Genomic DNA, 17,149 nt, shown 5'->3' with positions numbered 1-17,149 from the left:
GCCGTCAAATCTTCCAGCCGGAGTGCAGGGCGGCGATGCCGCCCGTGTAGTTGCGCCAGGTTACGCGCGAAAAGCCCGCATCGGTGATCATGGCGCCAAAATTCTGCTGGTTGGGGAACTTGCGGATGGATTCGATCAGGTAGCGATAGGGTTCGCCATCGCCCGTCACCGCCTGCCCGATGCGCGGAATGGCATGGAAGGACCAGTTCTCATAGACCCTGTCGAGAAGCGGCATCTCGACTTCGGAAAACTCGAGGCAGAGAAAGCGCCCGCCGGGTTTCAGAACGCGGAAAGCCTCATCCAGCGCCCGATCGATATGCGGAACATTGCGAATGCCAAAGGCAATCGTATAGGCGTCAAAACTGTTGTCCTCGAAGGGCAGTTCTTCTGCGTTGGCTTCGACAAAGGTCAGGTTTTCGGCAATGCCCTTCTTCTCGGCGCGTTCGCGGCCGACTTCCAGCATCGAGCCATTGATGTCGAGAACCGTCACCTCGGCGTTGCGGCGGGATGCCTCGACGATGCGGAAGGCGATGTCGCCCGTACCGCCAGCCACATCCAGCGCGCGATAGCCCGGCTGTTTTGAAGGGGCGAGCCATGAAATCATGGCATCCTTCCAGACCCGGTGCAGACCTGCCGACATCAGGTCGTTCATCACGTCGTAGCGTTTTGCAACGCGGTGGAACACAGTGTTGACCAGACCCTGCTTCTCGTTTTCGTCTACCTGACGAAAACCGTAGGCCGTCTCCATGCCGCCATGGGCGGTGGTCCGCTGATCTGACATTGTCACCCTTTCGAAATCGCCGGGACCATAGCTCATTGCCGCTTCTGGCGCTATTGTCAAAAGCGCGATGAACAGCCGCGCCGGCGGACTGGTTAAGACGGAGCCCACATGGTCCCCAAAGCCGAGCTTCACTGTCATATCGAGGGCGCGGCCTCGCCCGACCTCGTTCTGTCCCAGGCGCGCAAATACGGTGTCGATACATCGGATTTCCTGCGCGACGGGGCCTATCACTGGTACGACTTCACGAGTTTTCTTGCGGCCTATGACGCGGCGGCAAACCTCTTCCGAAGCGAAGAGGATTACGCGCTTCTGGCCGAGGATTATCTGACGGGCCTTTCAAGCGAGGGAGCCGTTTACAAGGAGATATTCACCTCGCCCGATCATGCCGAGCGTGCCGGGCTCTCCCGCATGGCCTACACAAATGCCCTGGGTGAGGGGATCGAGCGAGCGCGCAAGGCAACCGGCATTGAGGGGCGGATCATTATAACGGGCGTGCGCCATTTCGGAGCGGGTGCGGTCGAGGATGCGGCCCGCTTTGCCGCTGCCTGCGGGCACAGGCTGGTGACCGGTTTCGGCATGGCCGGCGATGAGCGTTTCGGCAATATGCGTGACTACGAAAACGCCTTCGAGATCGCACGCGAGGCGGGGCTCGGTCTGACTGTCCATGCGGGGGAGTTCAGTGGCTGGGAGAGTGTGGAGGCAGCGCTGAACCACATTCGCCCCGCGCGCATCGGTCATGGCGTGCGCGCCATCGAAAATCCCGATCTGGTGCGTCGGCTCGCCGGGGAAGGGGTGGTGCTGGAAGTGTGTCCGGTCTCCAACATCGTGCTGAAAGTCTTTCCGGACTATGCCAGTCACCCGCTGCCTGCCCTGCTCGGCGCGGGTTGTCGCGTTACGCTCAATTCGGATGACCCGCCCCATTTTCACACCTCGCTCGGTCACGAATATCAGGTGGCGCGGGAGCATTTCGGCCTTGACGATGCAGCATTGCGCGCCATGACACGCACCGCCATAGAGGCTGCCTTCGTCGATGAAACCACCCGCACACGCCTGCTCGGCATTCTTGACGACAAAACTGTGGCTCAATGAGGCTTGCGGTATGCGGAAACGTTTGCGGCGGTTAGATCGCCGTGCGTCCATCCGGACGCACAAAGGACGATCTAAACTATTGATGGAGCATCGGAACAGCCGAAAACCGGATTCCACTTTTCGGTCCGATGCTCTAGTATCGGCACCAAGAAATCAGCATCCGGGGAACATCATATGCAGGGCGTTACAGTCGTCGATCATCCGCTTGTCCAGCACAAGCTCACCATTATGCGCGACAAGGAAACATCGACTGCTGGCTTCCGGCGTCTCCTGCGCGAGATTTCGCTCTTGCTCTGCTATGAGGTCACGCGCGATCTGGAACTGACCACCAAGCGAATAGAAACACCCCTTCAACCCATCGATTCGCCGACGCTAGAGGGCAAGAAGCTCGTCTTCGCGTCGGTGCTGCGCGCCGGCAACGGGCTGCTCGACGGCATGCTGGACCTGGTGCCGGCGGCCCGCGTGGCGCATGTCGGCATGTATCGCGATCACGAGACGCTGGAAGCGGTTGAGTATTTCTTCAAGGCACCGAGCGACCTTGGCGACCGGCTGGTGATCGTCGTCGATCCGATGCTGGCGACTGCCAACTCCGCCATCGCTGCAGTCGACAAGCTCAAGGAGCGCGGCGCCACCAATCTGCGCTTCCTGTGCCTGCTGGCCGCACCGGAGGGTGTCGACAATTTCCGGAAATCTCATCCGGACGTTCCGATCTTTACGGCCTCGATTGACGAGTGCCTGAACGAGAAGGGCTATATCGTGCCCGGCCTCGGCGATGCGGGCGACCGCATGTACGGCACCAAGTAACCCGCACTTAACCAACCGGGACGGTTGTCGCTTCCGTTAAGCGAATGATCGGCGGCTCTTCTTATGGTTCTTCCGGACGCAGGCTGGAAGGAACCGATGTTTCGCAAGATGATCATGCTGGGGGTCGTGGTTGGCGCGGCAGCGGGCGTTCCCGCCCTCTATCAGAGCAATCCGGATTTCTACCGGGGCCTCCTGCAAGCGGCGCTGAGCGGAAGCGGGGACGACGCTCCAGAAGAGGTCGCAGTCGCGCGCCCGTCTTCCAGCGCTTCAAAGATGCGCGGTGAGACCTCCGTCCTCCTTGGCAAGAAGGTCAGCATAGCGGCTGACAAGACCGGTCACTTCGTGGGGCGTTTCAAGCTGAATGGCCGCGAGATGAGCGCTATGATCGACACGGGCGCGACCTATGTGGCGATCAATCGGGAAACGGCCCGCCGGATCGGCGTAAAGCTGAGCCCGTCCGATTTCAAATATGAGGTGAATACGGCCAACGGAAAGGTTCGCGCTGCAGCCGCCGCGATAGAAAGCCTCCAGATCGGCCGCATCTATGTCGAGAACATCGACGCCGTTGTGCTGGACGACCGGGCGCTGGACAAGGTTCTGATCGGCATGAGCTTTCTCGGGCGCCTCTCGCGCTTCGAGGTGGAAAACCGGGCTCTGGTGCTCGAGCAATAGCGATACATCTAAGGTATTGTCAGGCCTCGGCCGTCACGCGGCGCAGGATTGTCTTGCGCGCGCGCGGCTTGGTCTCAGCAATTTCATAGGCGTTGCGCACGGAACGCACTGCGCGCTGTGCGGCGTCTTCCGATGAGGCATGCACCATGCAGATCGGCTCACCGCGTCGGGCTTCCGCACCGACGGGGAGAAGGCCGGTCAGGCCGACCGAATGGTCGATCCTGTCTTCGGGCGTGCGCCGCCCACCGCCAAGCTCGATGACGCCAATGCCGACCGCCCGGGAATCGATCGCCCCGACAAATCCGTCCCTTTCGGCGGGAACAGGCAGGATGACTTTCGCACCCGGCAGGTGTTTCTGTGGGCTTTCGACAAAATCCGCCGGTCCGCCGAGGGCGGACACCATCTTGCCGAACCGCTCGGCAGCACGGCCGCTCTCGAGCGCATCATGGGCCCGGTCGAATGCCTCGCGCGTGGTTGCGGCAATACCGGTGGCAAGGAGCATTTCGCTCGCGAGTGCGAGTGTGACATCCTCCAGCCGCCGGTCACGTCCCCTGCCGGTCAGGAAGTCGACGGCATTGAGAACTTCAACCGCGTTGCCGGCGGCAGGGGCGAGCGGCTGGTTCATGTCGGTGACGAGTGCGGTGGCCGAAAGGCCGGCTTCGCCAGCGACACGCACCAGATTTTCGGCGAGTTTGCGCGCCGCCCGGGCATCGTCCATGAAGGCACCGTTGCCTGATTTGACATCGAGCACCAGCGAGGAGAGGCCTGCGGCAAGCTTCTTCGACAGGATCGACGCGGTGATGAGCGGGATCGATTCCACGGTGCCCGTCACGTCGCGCACGGCATAGAAGCGTTTGTCGGCTGGCGCGAGATCCGCTGTCTGGCCGATGATCGCACAACCCACCTGGCGCACGGTGTCGGCAAAGCGCTGCTGGCCCGGCTGGCTCGTGTAGCCGGGAATGGAATCCATCTTATCGAGCGTGCCGCCCGTGTGGCCGAGGCCGCGCCCGGAGATCATCGGCACGAAGGCTCCGCAGGACGCCACGATGGGAGCGAGCATGAGGGAGACATTGTCGCCCACGCCACCGGTGGAATGTTTATCGGTCACTGGGCCGGGCAGGTCCGACCAGTCAAGCACGGCGCCCGAATCGCGCATGGCGAGCGTGAGGGCCGCACCTTCCGAGGCATCCATACCGTTGAGGAAAATGGCCATGGCAAGAGCGGCGATCTGCCCTTCGCTCCATGTGCCACCGGCCAGCCCGCCGGCGAACTCGGCGATTTCCTCGCCCGTCAGCGCCTTGCCGTCGCGCTTTCTGCGGATGATCTCCTGCGGCAGCATCGCGCCCTCAGCCGGCTGGGAGGCCATCGGCGCACAACTGGCCGAGGATGGTGGCGAGCCGCTGCCCGCCAATGGGCGCCATATCCTTTGTTTCCTGATGCGAAAGCTCGCCCGCGCTCATGCCGGCACCCAGATTGGTGATGACAGAGCAGGCCGCGACGCGAAGGCCGAGATAGCGCGAAAGAATGACCTCGGGAACCGTCGACATGCCGACAGCATCGGCCCCCAGCGTGCGCGCCATGCGGATTTCCGCCGGGGTTTCGAAGGTGGGGCCGGAGAACCACATATAGACGCCCTTGTGCAATTGCGTGCCCGTCTTCTGCGCGGCTTTCTGAAGGCTCGTGCGCAGGCCCGCATCATAGGCCTCACTCATGCCCACGAACCGGCGGTCGCTGCCTTCACCGATCAGCGGGTTGGCGCCCGAGAAATTGATGTGATCCTCGATCAGCATGACCGAGCCGGGCGGCATGTCCTCACGCAGAGAGCCGGCGGCATTGGTGAGGATGAGTTGCGTGATGCCTATGCCCCATAAGGTTTCGAGTGCCGGGCGCATGGCGGCGGGGTCGCCGTGCTCGTAATAATGGGCGCGGCCCGCCAGCATCAAAACCGGTGTACCGGAAAGCCGGCCGGCGACGATCTCGCCCGCATGGCCGGTGACGCCGCTTTGCGGAAAGCCCGGTAACTCGGAATAGGAGATACGCACGGCATCGTCCACATCGTTGACAAGCCCGCCGAGCCCGGAGCCCAGCACCAGCGCAAGCTGCGGGGCAAGCCCGTTGAGCCGCTCCGTCAGACGATCGACCGCCTGTTTCATTTGCCATCCTCGAAGCTGAATCCGCGCGGAAAGACCGCAGAAAACGGCACCGTTTCCAGAACGCCGTTGGTGTCGCACAGATGCAGCACCGCATCTTCCGTAGCGAATTCCGCCAGCCGCTGCCGGCAGCCGCCGCAGGGCATGATCTTCGGCATCTTTTCCGCCACCACGGCGATCTCGGTTACGCGACCGCCGCCCGCCATGACGAGATGGCCGAGCGCGGTGGTCTCCGCACACCAGCCTTCGGGATAGGAGGCGTTCTCGATGTTGCAGCCGGCATGGATGGTGCCCGCCTCGGTCCTGACCGCGGCCCCCACGGGAAAGCGCGAATAGGGGGCGTAGGCGTTTTTCATGGCCGCACTGGCGGCGGAAAAAAGATCTCTGGCGCTCATCAACGCTCCTTCACATAGGGCACGCCACCGGCGCGCGGCGGCACGGCCTTGCCGATAAAGCCGGCCAGAAGCACCACGGTGAGGATATAGGGCAGGGCCTGCATGAATTGCACCGGCACCTGGCCGACAAGCGGCAGGGGCGTGCCCTGAATGCGGATTGCGAACGCATCGAGAAAGCCGAACAGAAGGCAGGCGAACATCACCGGCACGGGCTTCCATTTGGCGAAGATGAGGGCTGCCAGCGCGATGAAGCCCCGGCCTGCCGTCATGTCCTTCACAAAGCCGGCATTCTGCGCCAGCGACAGATAGGTGCCGGCCATGCCGGTGAGGATGCCGGTGCAGATGACGGCGCGATAGCGCAGCCATGAGACGGAGATGCCTGCCGTGTCGACCGCTGCCGGGTTTTCCCCCACCGCCCGCAGTCTGAGGCCGAAACGCGTTCGAAACAGCACCCACCACGTGAAGGGCACGAGCAGGAAGGCAGCATAGGTGAGAAGCGAATGGCCGGAGATGAGCTCGGAATAGATGTCACCCAGGATGGGCACGTCGCGCAACGCCTCGGCAAAGGGCAGCTCGATGGCGCCAAACCGGGCATCACCCGGCAGCGAGGGGGTGCGCCCGCCCTGCCGGAACCATGCCTGGCCGAGAATGATCGTGGAGCCCGCGGCAATGAAATTGATCGCAACGCCGGAGACGATCTGGTTGCCGCGATGGGTGATCGAGGCGAAGCCATGCATCAGAGCAAGGAAGATGGAGATCAGCATCGCGGCGCCGAGCCCGGCCCAGGCGGAGCCGGTGACGGCCGCCGCCGCGCCGGCCGCAAATGCGCCGGCCAGCATCTTGCCCTCAAGGCCGATGTCGAACACGCCCGACCGCTCCGAATAGAGCCCGGCGAGCGCCGCCAGAAGCAGCGGTATGGATAACCGTACCGTCGAATCCAGAACGAGGATCAGGGAATGAAAGAAATCCATCTCAGCCACCCTCTCCCTGCTGCGCCTCGATGCCTGCAGAGCGCGGGCTTAGGCTGGCGAAAAGCGCCTGTATCGAAGGCCGGAACATGTGCTCCAGCGCGCCGGCGAACAGGATGACGAGACCCTGAATGATGACGATCATGTCGCGTGAGATGTTGGGCATCTCGAAGGCGAGCTCGGCACCGCCCTGATAGAGCATGCCGAACAGGATGGCCGCCGGCACGATGCCCGCCGGATGCGAGCGCCCCATCAGCGCCACGGCGATGCCGACGAAGCCGGCCCCGGTGACGAAATCGATCTGCAAACGGTTCTGGTCGCCCATCACCGGGTTGAGCGCCATCATGCCGGCAAGCGCGCCGGAAATGAGCATGGTGATGATGATGATCTTCGTCTCGCTGACACCGGCATAGCGCGCCGCCTTGGGGCTGAAACCGCGCATGCGGATCTCATAGCCGAGCCGCGTGCGCCAGATCAGAACCCAGACGAAAAACGCCGCCAGAAGCGCCAGCAGAAAGGAGAGGTTGAACGGGGCGGAGCGGATGGAAAAGCCCATCGCCTCCAGCACCCAGTTGAGCTTGGGCAATTGCCCGCCTTCAAGAAAATTGCGGGTCTGCGGGGCCTGCGCGCCGGCTGGCTTCAGGACATTCACCAGCAGATAGACCATCAGGCTTGCGGCAATGAAATTGAACATGATCGTCGTGATGACGATATGCGAGCCGCGCTTTGCCTGGAAATAGGCCGGGATGAAGGCCCACGCCGCACCGAACAACGCAGCACCCACAATGGCCAGCGGAAACACCAGCCACCAGGGCAGAATGCTGTCGAAGGCGAGGCAGACCACCGCCACGCCCAGCCCGCCCACATAGGCCTGCCCCTCGCCGCCAATGTTGAACAGGCTGCAATGGAAGGCGACGGCCACGGCAAGCCCGGTGAAGATGAAGCTCGTCGCGTAATAGAGCGTGTAGGCGATGTTCTGCCCGCGGCCCAGCGCCCCTTCCACCAGAATGGCGGCGGCGCGAAAGGGGTTTTCCCCCACCAGCATCACCACGAGCCCGGCCACCAGAAAGGCGACGGCGAGATTGATGAGCGGGATCAGCCCGTAATCGGCCCAAGCGGGCAGTTTCGCATAAGGCGCACTCATTCCGCCGCCTCCTTCTCCTCGACGCCGGCCATGAGCAGGCCGAGTTCGCCTTCGCTGGCTTCGGGCCCGCGTTCGCCCACCACGCGGCCGGCGAACATGACCAGGATGCGGTCGGAGAGCGAGCGGATTTCATCGAGTTCCACCGAGACCAGAAGCACTGCCTTGCCCTGATCGCGCATGTCGATCAACCGTTTGTGGATGAACTCGATGGCGCCCACATCCACGCCGCGCGTCGGCTGGCCGACGATCAGCACCTTCGGGTCCTGCTCCATCTCGCGCGCCAGCACGATCTTCTGCTGGTTGCCGCCGGAGAAGTTCGCCGTCTTCAGCCGGCAGTCGGGCGGGCGGATATCGTATTTCTCGATCTTCTCGCGCGCATCGGCGCGGATCGCCTCGATGTTGAGGAAGGGTCCGTTGAGGTATTTTGCCTGCCGGTGATAGCCGAGCATGGCGTTCTCGTTTTCCTCAAAGGGCAGGACAAGCCCCACATGATGCCGGTCTTCGGGCACATGGGCCATGCCGCGCGCGCGCAGGTCTGCGGGGTCTGCCGCGCCGGTCAGGTCCACCGGCTCGCCATCCAGCGTCACCGTGCCGGAAACGGCCCTGCGCACGCCGGTGATGGCATCGAGAAGCTGCGACTGGCCATTGCCCGCCACGCCGGCAATGCCGACGATCTCGCCCGCGCGCACATCGAGCGATACATTGTCGACCATGGTGACGCCGCGCGAATCCTTCACGGTGAGATTGCGCACCGAAAGCAGCACCTCGCCTGGGCTTGCCTCGCCCTTTTCCACCTGAAGCAGCACCCGCCTGCCCACCATCAGCTCGGCCAGCTCCTCCACGCTTGTCTCGGCGGTCTTGCGGGTCGCCACCATCGCGCCCTGCCGCATGACCGAGACATTGTCGGTGATCGCCATGATCTCGCGCAGCTTGTGGGTGATGAGGATGATGGTTTTTCCCTCTTCCCTGAGCTGTTCGAGAATGCGGAAAAGGTGATCCGCCTCTGCCGGCGTCAGAACGCCGGTCGGCTCGTCGAGGATGAGGATGTCCGCGCCGCGATAGAGCGCCTTGAGGATTTCCACACGCTGCTGCAGGCCCACGGGCAGATCCTCGATGATGGCGTCGGGGTCCACCTCCAGCCCATAGTCGCGCTCCAGCCGCTCCAGCTCCGAGCGCGCCCTGGCGATGGAGGTGTTGAGCAGCGCCTCGCCTTCGGCCCCCAGGATCACGTTTTCCAGAACGGAGAAATTCTCGACCAGCATGAAGTGCTGATGCACCATGCCGATGCCGAGCGCGATGGCGTCGCTCGGCGTGTTGATCGCGGCCTGCCTTCCGCCCACATGGATCCGCCCGCGATCGGCCTGATAGAAGCCATAGAGGATCGACATCAGGGTCGATTTCCCGGCCCCGTTTTCGCCGATAATGCCGTGGATTGTCCCGGCTTCGATTTTCAGATCGATGTTGCGGTTTGCATGAACCGCGCCAAAGCTCTTGCTGATGCCCTTGAGCTCGATTGCCGTTTCAGCCATCGGCGGCCCGCTTCCCTGTTTTTATCGTTTGGTCAAATTTCTACCATGCCGGCCTGCCGCCTGCCAACCTGTGCGGGAGGCCCGGGCGAAAGGTACCTCAGGCACTCTCGACAAATCAGGCCTTGCTTGTCAATTTCCGCAGGCGAGAATGCACCGAAACCGCAGAAAGAAGCGCGCCATGAGCGAAGACCGCATCACCAAGCTGGAAATCCTGGCCGCCGAGCAGGAAAAGACCATCGAAGAGCTTTCCGCCGAGCTCACGCGCCAGTGGCGCGAGACGGAAGCGCTGAAGAAGAAGCTCGATCGGCTCTCGGAGCGTTTCATGGAGCTGGAGGAGCAGACGGCAGGCGATGTGCCGGTGACCAAGCCGCCGCATTGGTGAGGGGGTGCCGCCTGCTTTCCGGGCGGCAGTGCCTCCCTCGGGGGCGCCAGCCAAGTCCAGCACTTCAGGCAATGAGGTTCTGCGCTGATATCTGGCGTTGATTCACTGCCCAATCCTCACGATCAATGAGGATATCAGCGCAACCAGGCCGATGAAGATGTATCTGAACCCGCCGCTAATGTGGTAATTATCCGATATGTATAGCGCCGCTATAATGGATATTACGACAAATATTATCTTGTATGTCATGGGGAATATTCGGGCGTTTTTTGTAAAAGATATGAATTTTTCATCGTGACCGGCGCGAACAAAGCAATCGGATGTGTGCTGAGTAGCTCTGCTAAGGCTGCGGTCCGCCTATAGAAACGCCGGAACCAGGGCCGTATCCGCCCATGGGATCAGAGCCGATACTGCCGCCGACATCCTGACCTATCGAGGCCGCCGCAGCGCCGAGGCCAATCGCGCCGGCAGGCCCGATGCTGGCACCCAGCGTGGTGCCCACCAACCCGCCGATAGCGGCCCCTATATAGCCTCCTGCAGGATTGCCGGAACCGGGTCTTTCGTTGCCCGGCCTGCTTCATTGCCTGAGCCGCCGCCACCGCCAAAGCTAAAATCCGACGCAAGAGAGGTATCAAAAAATTCCAACGATATAATCATAAATAAAAATTCTCTAAACAATAAAATAAAATCTAGTATCTAGTGGTCATGTATAGGCTGTCAATGATTTTTATTGATTAACTCGTAACAAAATATTATTTTATATAAAATAAGATTTTTTCGAAGCATCAAAAAACCCCGCCGGATTGCTCCGGCGGGGTCTTTCATTGTCGTCCGAAAAAGCACTGAGGCTTATTCGTCGCCGCCCTTGTTCTTCAGGGCTGCGCCGAGGATGTCGCCGAGGGAGGCGCCGGAATCGGTGGAACCGAACTGCGCGACAGCTTCCTTCTCTTCCGCGATCTCCAGAGCCTTGATCGAGACGCTGATGCGGCGGGTCTTCTTGTCGAAGACGGTGACGCGGGCGTCCACCTTCTGGCCGACGGAGAAGCGCTCGGGGCGCTGCTCGGCACGGTCACGCGACAGGTCGGAACGCTTGATGAAGCTTTCGACGTCGTGATCGACAAGGCGAACCTCAAGGCCGCCGTCCTTCACGCCGGTCACTTCACAGGTCACCACGGCACCCTTGCGCAGCTCGCCGGAAGCGGCGGCCTCGCCAATGGCGTCATGGCCAAGCTGCTTGATGCCGAGCGAGATGCGCTCCTTCTCGACGTCCACGTCGAGAACCTGCGCCTTCACCATGTCGCCACGGTTGTACTCCTCGATCACCTGCTCGCCCGGACGGTTCCAGTCGAGATCGGAGAGGTGAACCATGCCGTCCACATCGCCATCGAGACCGATGAACAGGCCGAACTCGGTCTTGTTCTTGACCTCGCCCTCGACAACGGAGCCGACGGTGTGGTTGCGGGCGAATGCCTCCCACGGGTTCTCGAGCGTCTGCTTGAGGCCGAGCGAGATGCGGCGCTTCACCGGATCCACTTCCAGCACCACCACTTCGACTTCCTGCGTGGTGGAGAGGATCTTGCCCGGATGAACGTTCTTCTTCGTCCAGGACATTTCCGAAACGTGGATCAGGCCTTCGATGCCCGGCTCCAGCTCCACAAACGCACCGTAGTCGGTGATGTTGGTGACGCGACCCAGAACCTTCTTGCCAAGCGGGTACTTGCCGCCGATGCCGTCCCACGGATCGGCCTCGAGCTGCTTCATGCCCAGCGAGATGCGGTGGGTTTCCTGGTTGATGCGGATGATCTGCACCTTGACCGTCTGACCGATGTTGAGGATCTCGGTCGGATGGTTGACACGACGCCATGCCATGTCGGTGACGTGCAGCAGGCCGTCGATGCCGCCCAGGTCGACGAACGCACCATAATCGGTGATGTTCTTGACCACGCCTTCGACCACCTGACCCTCTTCGAGGTTCTGGACGATCTCGGAGCGCTGCTCGGCGCGGCTCTCTTCGAGAACCGTGCGGCGGGACACGACGATGTTGCCGCGGCGCTTGTCCATCTTGAGGATTTCGAAGGGCTGCGGGGTGTGCATGAGCGGGGTGACGTCACGGATCGGACGAATGTCGACCTGCGAACGCGGCAGGAAGGCCACGGCGCCGTCCAGATCGACGGTGAAGCCGCCCTTGACCTGGTTGAAGATGAAGCCCTCGACGCGCTCGCCGGCGTTGAACTTCGCTTCAAGCTTGACCCAGCTTTCCTCGCGGCGTGCCTTCTCGCGGCTCAGCATGGCTTCGCCAAGCGCGTTTTCGATGCGCTCGACATAGACTTCGACTTCGTCGCCGACCTTGAGATCGGATTCCTTGCCCTTCGCGCCGAATTCCTTGAGCGGGACACGGCCCTCGACCTTGAGGCCGACATCGACGATCGCCATGTCTTTTTCGATGGCGGTGACGAGGCCCTTTACGACGGAGCCTTCGGCGGCGTCGCGTTCGGTGAAGGATTCTGCGAGAAGGCTCGCGAAATCATCGCGAGACGGATTGAGTTCTGACATTGATGCTCCTGAAAAGCCCCTGTCATTCAAGCGGGGCAAAAGCGCCGGTGGTTCGTGTTGCGTTTGTCCGATCATGCATCCGAGCGGATCGCTCTAAGGCCGCGTGAAGCGGCAGATCCGGCGCAGAGAATGCGTGGCAGACGGTTCTTTCAGTCTTCGTTCCGGGCCGCCAGCCTGGCATCCACCAGTTTGCAGGCCGCCTCGAATGCCGTCTCTATATCCATTTCACTCGTATCGAGCAAGTGCGCATCCGCTGCCGGCCTCAACGGACTGTCCGCCCGGCCCATGTCGCGGGCGTCGCGCTGCTCGATATCGGCGAGGATCTGCGCATAGTCGGCGCTGCCGCCGCCGGCCTCGATCTCGCGCCAGCGGCGCGTGGCGCGCACCTCGGCGCCCGCGATCACATAGAGCTTCACATCGGCATCGGGGCACACCACCGTGCCGATGTCGCGCCCGTCGAGCACGGCGCCGGGCGGGGCGCTCGCAAAGGCGCGCTGCTTGTCCACCAGCGCGGTGCGCACCGATGGCATCACGGCCACTTTCGAGGCTGCCTCGCCGATGCCGTGTTCGGAAAGCACGGCCCGGTCGAGCGCGCCGAGATCGAGCGCGCGGGCGGCCTTTTCGGCAATCGCCTCGTCGTCCAGTGGCTGCCCTGCCTCGATCAGTGCCCGGGCGACACCGCGATAGGTGAGCCCGGTGTCGAGGTGGCGCAGGCCGTAATGCGCCGCCAGCCGCCGGGCGAGTGTGCCCTTGCCGGAGGCGGCCGGCCCGTCGATGGCGATGGTCAATCTTCCGTCCATGTCGTCAGACCGAGCGCGTGATGCCGCCATCGATGCGGATGTTCTGGCCGGTGATGTAGCTGGATTTCTCGTCGGCAAGGAAGGCGATGAGCTCGGCAACTTCCTCCACCGTGCCATAGCGGCCCATGGGGATGCGCGCGCGGCGGTCTTCCTTTTCCGGCAGGGAATCGATGAAGCCCGGCAGCACATTGTTCATGCGCAGGCCCTCGGCTGCGTATTTGTCGCAGAAGAGCTTGGTGAAGGCAGCAAGCCCGGCGCGGAACACGCCGGAGGTCGGGAAAGCCGCTTCCGGCTCGAAGGTGGCATAGGTGGAGATGTTGACGATCGCGCCCGATTTCTGCGCCTGCATGATGGGTGTGACGAGCCGTGTGGCGCGCACCACGTTGAGCAGGTAGACCTCCATGCCCTGATGCCAGTCTTCGTCGGACATGTCGAGCACATCGCCCTTTGGCCCGTGGCCGGCGCCGTTCACCAGCGCGTCGATGCGGCCGAAACGCTCCATCGTCGCGTCGGTGAAGCGTTTGAGATCGTCCGGTGAAAGGTTGGAGCCGGTGAAACCCAGCCCGCCGAGTTCCCTGCCGAGCGCCTCGCCCTTTCCGGAGGACGACATGACAGCGACCTCGAGGCCGCATTTTGCCAGTTTGCGGACCGCTGCGGCGCCCATGCCGCTGCCGCCGCCAATGATCATGGCTACCTTCAGTCCAGTCATCTTTTCTCTCCCATTCCGATCCGGGTGTCAGTCCAGCGTGGCGCCGAGCCGCGTCATGAGCGCGGTGAAATCGGGAAAACTGGTGGCGATCATCGTCTGATCGTCAATGGTCACTGGCTTTTCGGTCGCAAGGCCCATGACGAGGAAGCTCATGGCGATGCGGTGGTCGAGATGGGTCTTGACTGTGCCGCCGCCCAGCCCCTTGCCGCCGGGGCGTCCCGTGACCCTGAGCGAGGCCTCGCCCTCTTCGCAATCGACGCCATTGGCCTTGAGCCCTTCGGCAACGGCGGAAAGCCGGTCGGATTCCTTGACACGCAGCTCTTCCAGCCCCTGCATCACCGTATCGCCCTCGGCAAAGGAGGCCGCCACGGCAAGCACGGGATATTCGTCGATCATGGAGGGCGCGCGGTCTTCCGGAACGGTCACGCCCTTGAGTTCGGAGCCGCGCACGCGCAGATCGGCCACGTCCTCGCCGCCTTCGTTGCGGCGGTCGAGGATCTCGATGTCAGCACCCATTTCCATCAGCGTGGTGACGAGCCCGGTGCGCGTCGGGTTCATGAGCATGTTTTCGATGACCACCTCCGAGCCCGGCACGATCAGGGCCGCCACGAGCGGGAAGGCAGCCGAAGACGGGTCGCCGGGAACGGCGATGGTCTGGCCGGTAAGCTTCGGCTGGCCCTCGATGCGGATATGGCGCACGCCATCGGCGTCGGTCTCCACTTCCAGCGACGCGCCGAAGCCGGCCAGCATCTTCTCGGTGTGGTCGCGGGTCGCCACGGGTTCGATCACCGTGGTCACGCCCGGCGTGTTGAGCGCGGCAAGCAGGACGGCCGACTTCACCTGCGCCGAAGGCATCGGCACCCGGTAGGAGATGGGCGCTGCGTGTTTCGGCCCGCGCAGCGTGATGGGCAGGCGGTCGCCCGGCTCGGCGGAAACCACCTGCAGGCCCATTTCCTTCAGCGGATCGAGCACGCGGCCCATCGGACGCTTGGAGAGCGAGGCGTCGCCGATAAAGCGTGTCGTCATGTCATAAGAGCCGACAAGACCCATCGTCAGCCGCACGCCTGTGCCGGCATTGCCGAAATCGAGCGGCTCTTTGGGTTCCAGCAGGGCGCCGTTGCCGGTGCCGGTGGCGATCCATTCATCGCCGCGCTTTTCGATGGTCGCGCCCATGGCCTTCATGGCTTCTCCGGTGCGCAGCACGTCTTCGCCCTCCAGAAGACCGGTAATGCGCGTCTCGCCGGCCGCCAGGCCGCCAAACATCAGCGCCCGGTGCGAAATCGACTTGTCGCCGGGCACGCGGGCCCGGCCCGAAAGGGCGTCTGATCTTCTGGCGCTCATGGGGCGCGGCTCGGTCGTGTGCATTGTCTGGTCCCTGATGATAGGCGTTCTGCCGGGCGGCAGATTATTCGAGGATTTTGCCTGCTCGCTCTAGCATGATGAGGATAGTCGGTCATCCCCCGGTTGACGGATGGCCCCTGTCGGGGTTGTAAAGAGAGTGGACCTTGGGAGGAGAGGCCTTTCCAGGGTGCGTATTAGGCTTTGACAGGTGCGCGACTTGCCGTTATGGGGACCGAAATTTTCAGTAAGGCAGGAAGCGCTTCCGGTGCCGGCCGCGATGGAGCCGTCGCAGGCTGGGCCGACCGCAAGACGATGAGGCAGCAAGGTGGCTAAACCGGAACTCGGAACAAAACGCGTCTGCCCGGAAACGGGCCGCAAATTCTACGACCTGAACAAGGACCCGATTGTTTCGCCCTATACGGGCCAGACCTATCCGCGCAGCTTCTTTGAGGCCGGCGGCGATACCTCCATGGATGAAGAAGACGAAGTGGAGGAAAAGGAGCTGGACGGCGAGGAAGATGCTCCGGAAGTCGTGTCGCTTGAAGACGCCGACGATGAGGCATCGTCCAGCGACAAGGCCGAGATCCCGGATCTCGACGATGAAGACGATGATGTCGACCTCGGCGACGATGAAGACGACACGTTCCTCGATGACGACGAAGACGACGAAGACGATGATGTGAAGGACTTCATCGGCGTCGGTGACGACGACGACGAGAGCTGATTTTTCAGCACACGCGGGAAGAATGGCTTCGGCCCCCTGTCAAAAGTGACGCGGGGGCGCAAATCGGGGCTTGATCTTCCCGCCGGGCGGGTTTAGAAGCCGCCCACACGGTTGGCCCGGCGGGCCTTCCGGACCTCTTCGCCGGAGACGGCGACCGGCCATATTGCCGGAGTGTGGGGCCATAGCTCAGTTGGGAGAGCGCTTGAATGGCATTCAAGAGGTCAGGGGTTCGACTCCCCTTGGCTCCACCAATCCTCCTCTAAGTTAGTAAAATCTTTAACTTAGTTGGAAATTCAATCACTTGCATCAGGCCATTGGGTTACACGTGTGGTATACACGGGGCATGGAACCGGTGGCAGATACTCTACATCTTATGAAGCGTGGTGACGTTTGGCATTATTATCGTCGCGTCCCGAAGCATCTCGCGCCGATCATCGGTCGAACCTTTATCAAGAGATCACTCGGTGTAACTGCGCGCGCCGACGCGAAGCGGCTGCGTACCATTGAGGACCTGAAGGTCGAGGCCATGTTCGCTGCAGCAGAACAGGGACGCTTGCCTGCCGACCAACGCCCGAAGACTGCGGCTGTTTCACTTGCAATGCTCACCGAGCATATCCGTAGGACTGTTGCCGCACTGGATGAGCGGTCGATACAGCAATTCTGTGAGGAACCACCGGTAGATCGAGACGATCTTAAAGAGCGATTGGAGAGTGCATCAGTCGAACTGTCGATTTTAACCAACCCCGCAGACCCGCGCCGCGACGAATGGATTACCGGCATGTTTCAGCGGATCGTTGGTGAGCTCGGAATAACAGACTTAGATGCCAAAACCGAAAATCGTCTGGTGAACCTTGTTGAACGTGCACTTCTCGAGCTGGGACACAGAAGGATCGCCAGATACGAGCAGCGCTACGACCGGCCATACTTCGATAGCCTGTTTGACCCATCAAGAGCCCCTTCGGTTACCTTAGGTGAATTGAGCGACATTTTTCTCGCGGAGAAGGAGCGGGATGGCCTGCTGCCGGTTTTTCGGACACGAGGTTAAGCTAACATAGCTCGCTCCTCGAACTCCACGGGGCTCAGATAGCCCAGTGTCGAGTGCCTGCGC

The 17,149-nt window shown here is 62.1% G+C and carries 17 protein-coding genes and 1 tRNA gene; 7 read left to right on the top strand and 11 right to left on the bottom strand.

The window, feature by feature from the left end; translation table 11 throughout:
- Positions 1-4: 4 nt before the first annotated feature.
- Positions 5-781 carry a bifunctional demethylmenaquinone methyltransferase/2-methoxy-6-polyprenyl-1,4-benzoquinol methylase UbiE gene (gene ubiE, locus AC07E3_RS16590; protein ID WP_478363420.1) on the bottom strand — a complete coding sequence of 259 codons (777 nt, stop codon included), beginning with the start codon at positions 779-781 and terminating at the stop codon, positions 5-7.
- 108 nt (positions 782-889) lie between these two features.
- Between ubiE and AC07E3_RS16585 the strand changes: the two genes are divergently transcribed.
- From AC07E3_RS16585 to AC07E3_RS16575, 3 genes are all read left to right on the top strand, one after another.
- The gene (locus AC07E3_RS16585) at positions 890-1,870 is read left to right on the top strand and encodes an adenosine deaminase (RefSeq protein WP_478363418.1); all 981 of its coding nucleotides are present in this window, start codon (positions 890-892) and stop codon (positions 1,868-1,870) included.
- 174 nt (positions 1,871-2,044) lie between these two features.
- On the top strand, positions 2,045-2,674 hold the full coding sequence (upp, locus tag AC07E3_RS16580) for a uracil phosphoribosyltransferase (protein WP_025031130.1): 630 nt from the start codon (positions 2,045-2,047) through the stop codon (positions 2,672-2,674).
- A 96-nt stretch (positions 2,675-2,770) separates the two neighbouring features.
- A complete protein-coding gene (locus AC07E3_RS16575) occupies positions 2,771-3,346 on the top strand; it encodes a retropepsin-like aspartic protease family protein (RefSeq protein ID WP_478363416.1) in 576 nt (191 codons plus the stop codon).
- A gap of 19 nt (positions 3,347-3,365) precedes the next feature.
- Here AC07E3_RS16575 and deoA read toward each other — a convergent pair whose 3' ends face one another.
- Genes deoA through AC07E3_RS16545 form a run of 6 tightly spaced genes read right to left on the bottom strand, consistent with a single transcriptional unit; the run spans position 3,366 to position 9,532 of the window.
- A complete protein-coding gene (gene deoA, locus AC07E3_RS16570) occupies positions 3,366-4,685 on the bottom strand; it encodes a thymidine phosphorylase (RefSeq protein WP_478363510.1) in 1,320 nt (439 codons plus the stop codon).
- Between the two features lie 7 nt (positions 4,686-4,692).
- On the bottom strand, positions 4,693-5,499 hold the full coding sequence (locus AC07E3_RS16565; RefSeq protein ID WP_065816644.1) for a purine-nucleoside phosphorylase: 807 nt from the start codon (positions 5,497-5,499) through the stop codon (positions 4,693-4,695).
- Positions 5,496-5,891, bottom strand: a complete 396-nt coding sequence (locus AC07E3_RS16560) for a cytidine deaminase (protein WP_007010600.1) — start codon at positions 5,889-5,891, stop codon at positions 5,496-5,498. Before AC07E3_RS16560 ends, AC07E3_RS16565 begins: the two co-directional genes overlap by 4 nt.
- Positions 5,891-6,862, bottom strand: a complete 972-nt coding sequence (locus AC07E3_RS16555) for an ABC transporter permease (protein WP_478363414.1) — start codon at positions 6,860-6,862, stop codon at positions 5,891-5,893. The genes AC07E3_RS16560 and AC07E3_RS16555 overlap by 1 nt, the downstream gene beginning before the upstream one ends.
- 1 nt (position 6,863) lies before the next feature.
- Positions 6,864-8,003 carry an ABC transporter permease gene (locus AC07E3_RS16550; protein ID WP_478363412.1) on the bottom strand — a complete coding sequence of 380 codons (1,140 nt, stop codon included), beginning with the start codon at positions 8,001-8,003 and terminating at the stop codon, positions 6,864-6,866.
- Positions 8,000-9,532 (bottom strand): ABC transporter ATP-binding protein, encoded by a 1,533-nt coding sequence (locus AC07E3_RS16545; protein ID WP_478363410.1) that lies wholly within the window; start codon positions 9,530-9,532, stop codon positions 8,000-8,002. Before AC07E3_RS16545 ends, AC07E3_RS16550 begins: the two co-directional genes overlap by 4 nt.
- A 178-nt stretch (positions 9,533-9,710) precedes the next feature.
- Here AC07E3_RS16545 and AC07E3_RS16540 point away from each other — a divergent pair, with 178 nt between their 5' ends.
- A complete protein-coding gene (locus AC07E3_RS16540; protein WP_007008515.1) occupies positions 9,711-9,914 on the top strand; it encodes a SlyX family protein in 204 nt (67 codons plus the stop codon).
- A gap of 849 nt (positions 9,915-10,763) precedes the next feature.
- On the opposite strand, the gene rpsA is transcribed toward AC07E3_RS16540, so the two are convergent.
- The 4 genes from rpsA to aroA all read right to left on the bottom strand — a co-directional run bounded on the left by rpsA (position 10,764) and on the right by aroA (position 15,341).
- Positions 10,764-12,467: a 30S ribosomal protein S1 gene (rpsA, locus tag AC07E3_RS16535; protein WP_065816637.1), complete on the bottom strand. Its 1,704-nt coding sequence runs from the start codon at positions 12,465-12,467 to the stop codon at positions 10,764-10,766.
- A 149-nt stretch (positions 12,468-12,616) separates the two neighbouring features.
- The gene (gene cmk / locus AC07E3_RS16530; RefSeq protein WP_478363408.1) at positions 12,617-13,267 is read right to left on the bottom strand and encodes a (d)CMP kinase; all 651 of its coding nucleotides are present in this window, start codon (positions 13,265-13,267) and stop codon (positions 12,617-12,619) included.
- A 4-nt stretch (positions 13,268-13,271) separates the two neighbouring features.
- Positions 13,272-13,976, bottom strand: a complete 705-nt coding sequence (locus AC07E3_RS16525; protein WP_478363406.1) for an SDR family oxidoreductase — start codon at positions 13,974-13,976, stop codon at positions 13,272-13,274.
- Between the two features lie 27 nt (positions 13,977-14,003).
- Positions 14,004-15,341, bottom strand: a complete 1,338-nt coding sequence (gene aroA, locus AC07E3_RS16520) for a 3-phosphoshikimate 1-carboxyvinyltransferase (RefSeq protein ID WP_478363404.1) — start codon at positions 15,339-15,341, stop codon at positions 14,004-14,006.
- Positions 15,342-15,642: 301 nt separating this feature from the next.
- On the opposite strand from aroA, the gene AC07E3_RS16515 reads away from it, so the two are divergent.
- The 3 genes from AC07E3_RS16515 to AC07E3_RS16505 all read left to right on the top strand — a co-directional run bounded on the left by AC07E3_RS16515 (position 15,643) and on the right by AC07E3_RS16505 (position 17,086).
- Complete coding sequence (locus tag AC07E3_RS16515; protein ID WP_336070613.1) at positions 15,643-16,041, top strand: TIGR02300 family protein; 399 nt, start codon at positions 15,643-15,645, stop codon at positions 16,039-16,041.
- A 175-nt stretch (positions 16,042-16,216) separates the two neighbouring features.
- A tRNA-Ala gene (locus AC07E3_RS16510) sits at positions 16,217-16,292 on the top strand.
- A gap of 92 nt (positions 16,293-16,384) precedes the next feature.
- Positions 16,385-17,086 carry a DUF6538 domain-containing protein gene (locus AC07E3_RS16505; RefSeq protein ID WP_478363402.1) on the top strand — a complete coding sequence of 234 codons (702 nt, stop codon included), beginning with the start codon at positions 16,385-16,387 and terminating at the stop codon, positions 17,084-17,086.
- Positions 17,087-17,149: the final 63 nt, after the last annotated feature.

Source organism: Nitratireductor lacus (genome assembly GCF_056431025.1).
The sequence above is the reverse complement of the archived record's forward strand: the minus strand, read 5'-3'. Positions and strand labels throughout refer to the sequence as shown.

Coding starts and splice junctions, on each gene's coding strand:
- ubiE (WP_478363420.1), bottom strand. CDS start 781: ATGTCAGATCAGCGGACCACCGCCCATGGCGGCATGGAGACGGCCTAC.
- AC07E3_RS16585 (WP_478363418.1), top strand. CDS start 890: ATGGTCCCCAAAGCCGAGCTTCACTGTCATATCGAGGGCGCGGCCTCG.
- upp (WP_025031130.1), top strand. CDS start 2,045: ATGCAGGGCGTTACAGTCGTCGATCATCCGCTTGTCCAGCACAAGCTC.
- AC07E3_RS16575 (WP_478363416.1), top strand. CDS start 2,771: ATGTTTCGCAAGATGATCATGCTGGGGGTCGTGGTTGGCGCGGCAGCG.
- deoA (WP_478363510.1), bottom strand. CDS start 4,685: ATGCTGCCGCAGGAGATCATCCGCAGAAAGCGCGACGGCAAGGCGCTG.
- AC07E3_RS16565 (WP_065816644.1), bottom strand. CDS start 5,499: ATGAAACAGGCGGTCGATCGTCTGACGGAGCGGCTCAACGGGCTTGCC.
- AC07E3_RS16560 (WP_007010600.1), bottom strand. CDS start 5,891: ATGAGCGCCAGAGATCTTTTTTCCGCCGCCAGTGCGGCCATGAAAAAC.
- AC07E3_RS16555 (WP_478363414.1), bottom strand. CDS start 6,862: ATGGATTTCTTTCATTCCCTGATCCTCGTTCTGGATTCGACGGTACGG.
- AC07E3_RS16550 (WP_478363412.1), bottom strand. CDS start 8,003: ATGAGTGCGCCTTATGCGAAACTGCCCGCTTGGGCCGATTACGGGCTG.
- AC07E3_RS16545 (WP_478363410.1), bottom strand. CDS start 9,532: ATGGCTGAAACGGCAATCGAGCTCAAGGGCATCAGCAAGAGCTTTGGC.
- AC07E3_RS16540 (WP_007008515.1), top strand. CDS start 9,711: ATGAGCGAAGACCGCATCACCAAGCTGGAAATCCTGGCCGCCGAGCAG.
- rpsA (WP_065816637.1), bottom strand. CDS start 12,467: ATGTCAGAACTCAATCCGTCTCGCGATGATTTCGCGAGCCTTCTCGCA.
- cmk (WP_478363408.1), bottom strand. CDS start 13,267: ATGGACGGAAGATTGACCATCGCCATCGACGGGCCGGCCGCCTCCGGC.
- AC07E3_RS16525 (WP_478363406.1), bottom strand. CDS start 13,976: ATGACTGGACTGAAGGTAGCCATGATCATTGGCGGCGGCAGCGGCATG.
- aroA (WP_478363404.1), bottom strand. CDS start 15,341: ATGCACACGACCGAGCCGCGCCCCATGAGCGCCAGAAGATCAGACGCC.
- AC07E3_RS16505 (WP_478363402.1), top strand. CDS start 16,385: ATGGAACCGGTGGCAGATACTCTACATCTTATGAAGCGTGGTGACGTT.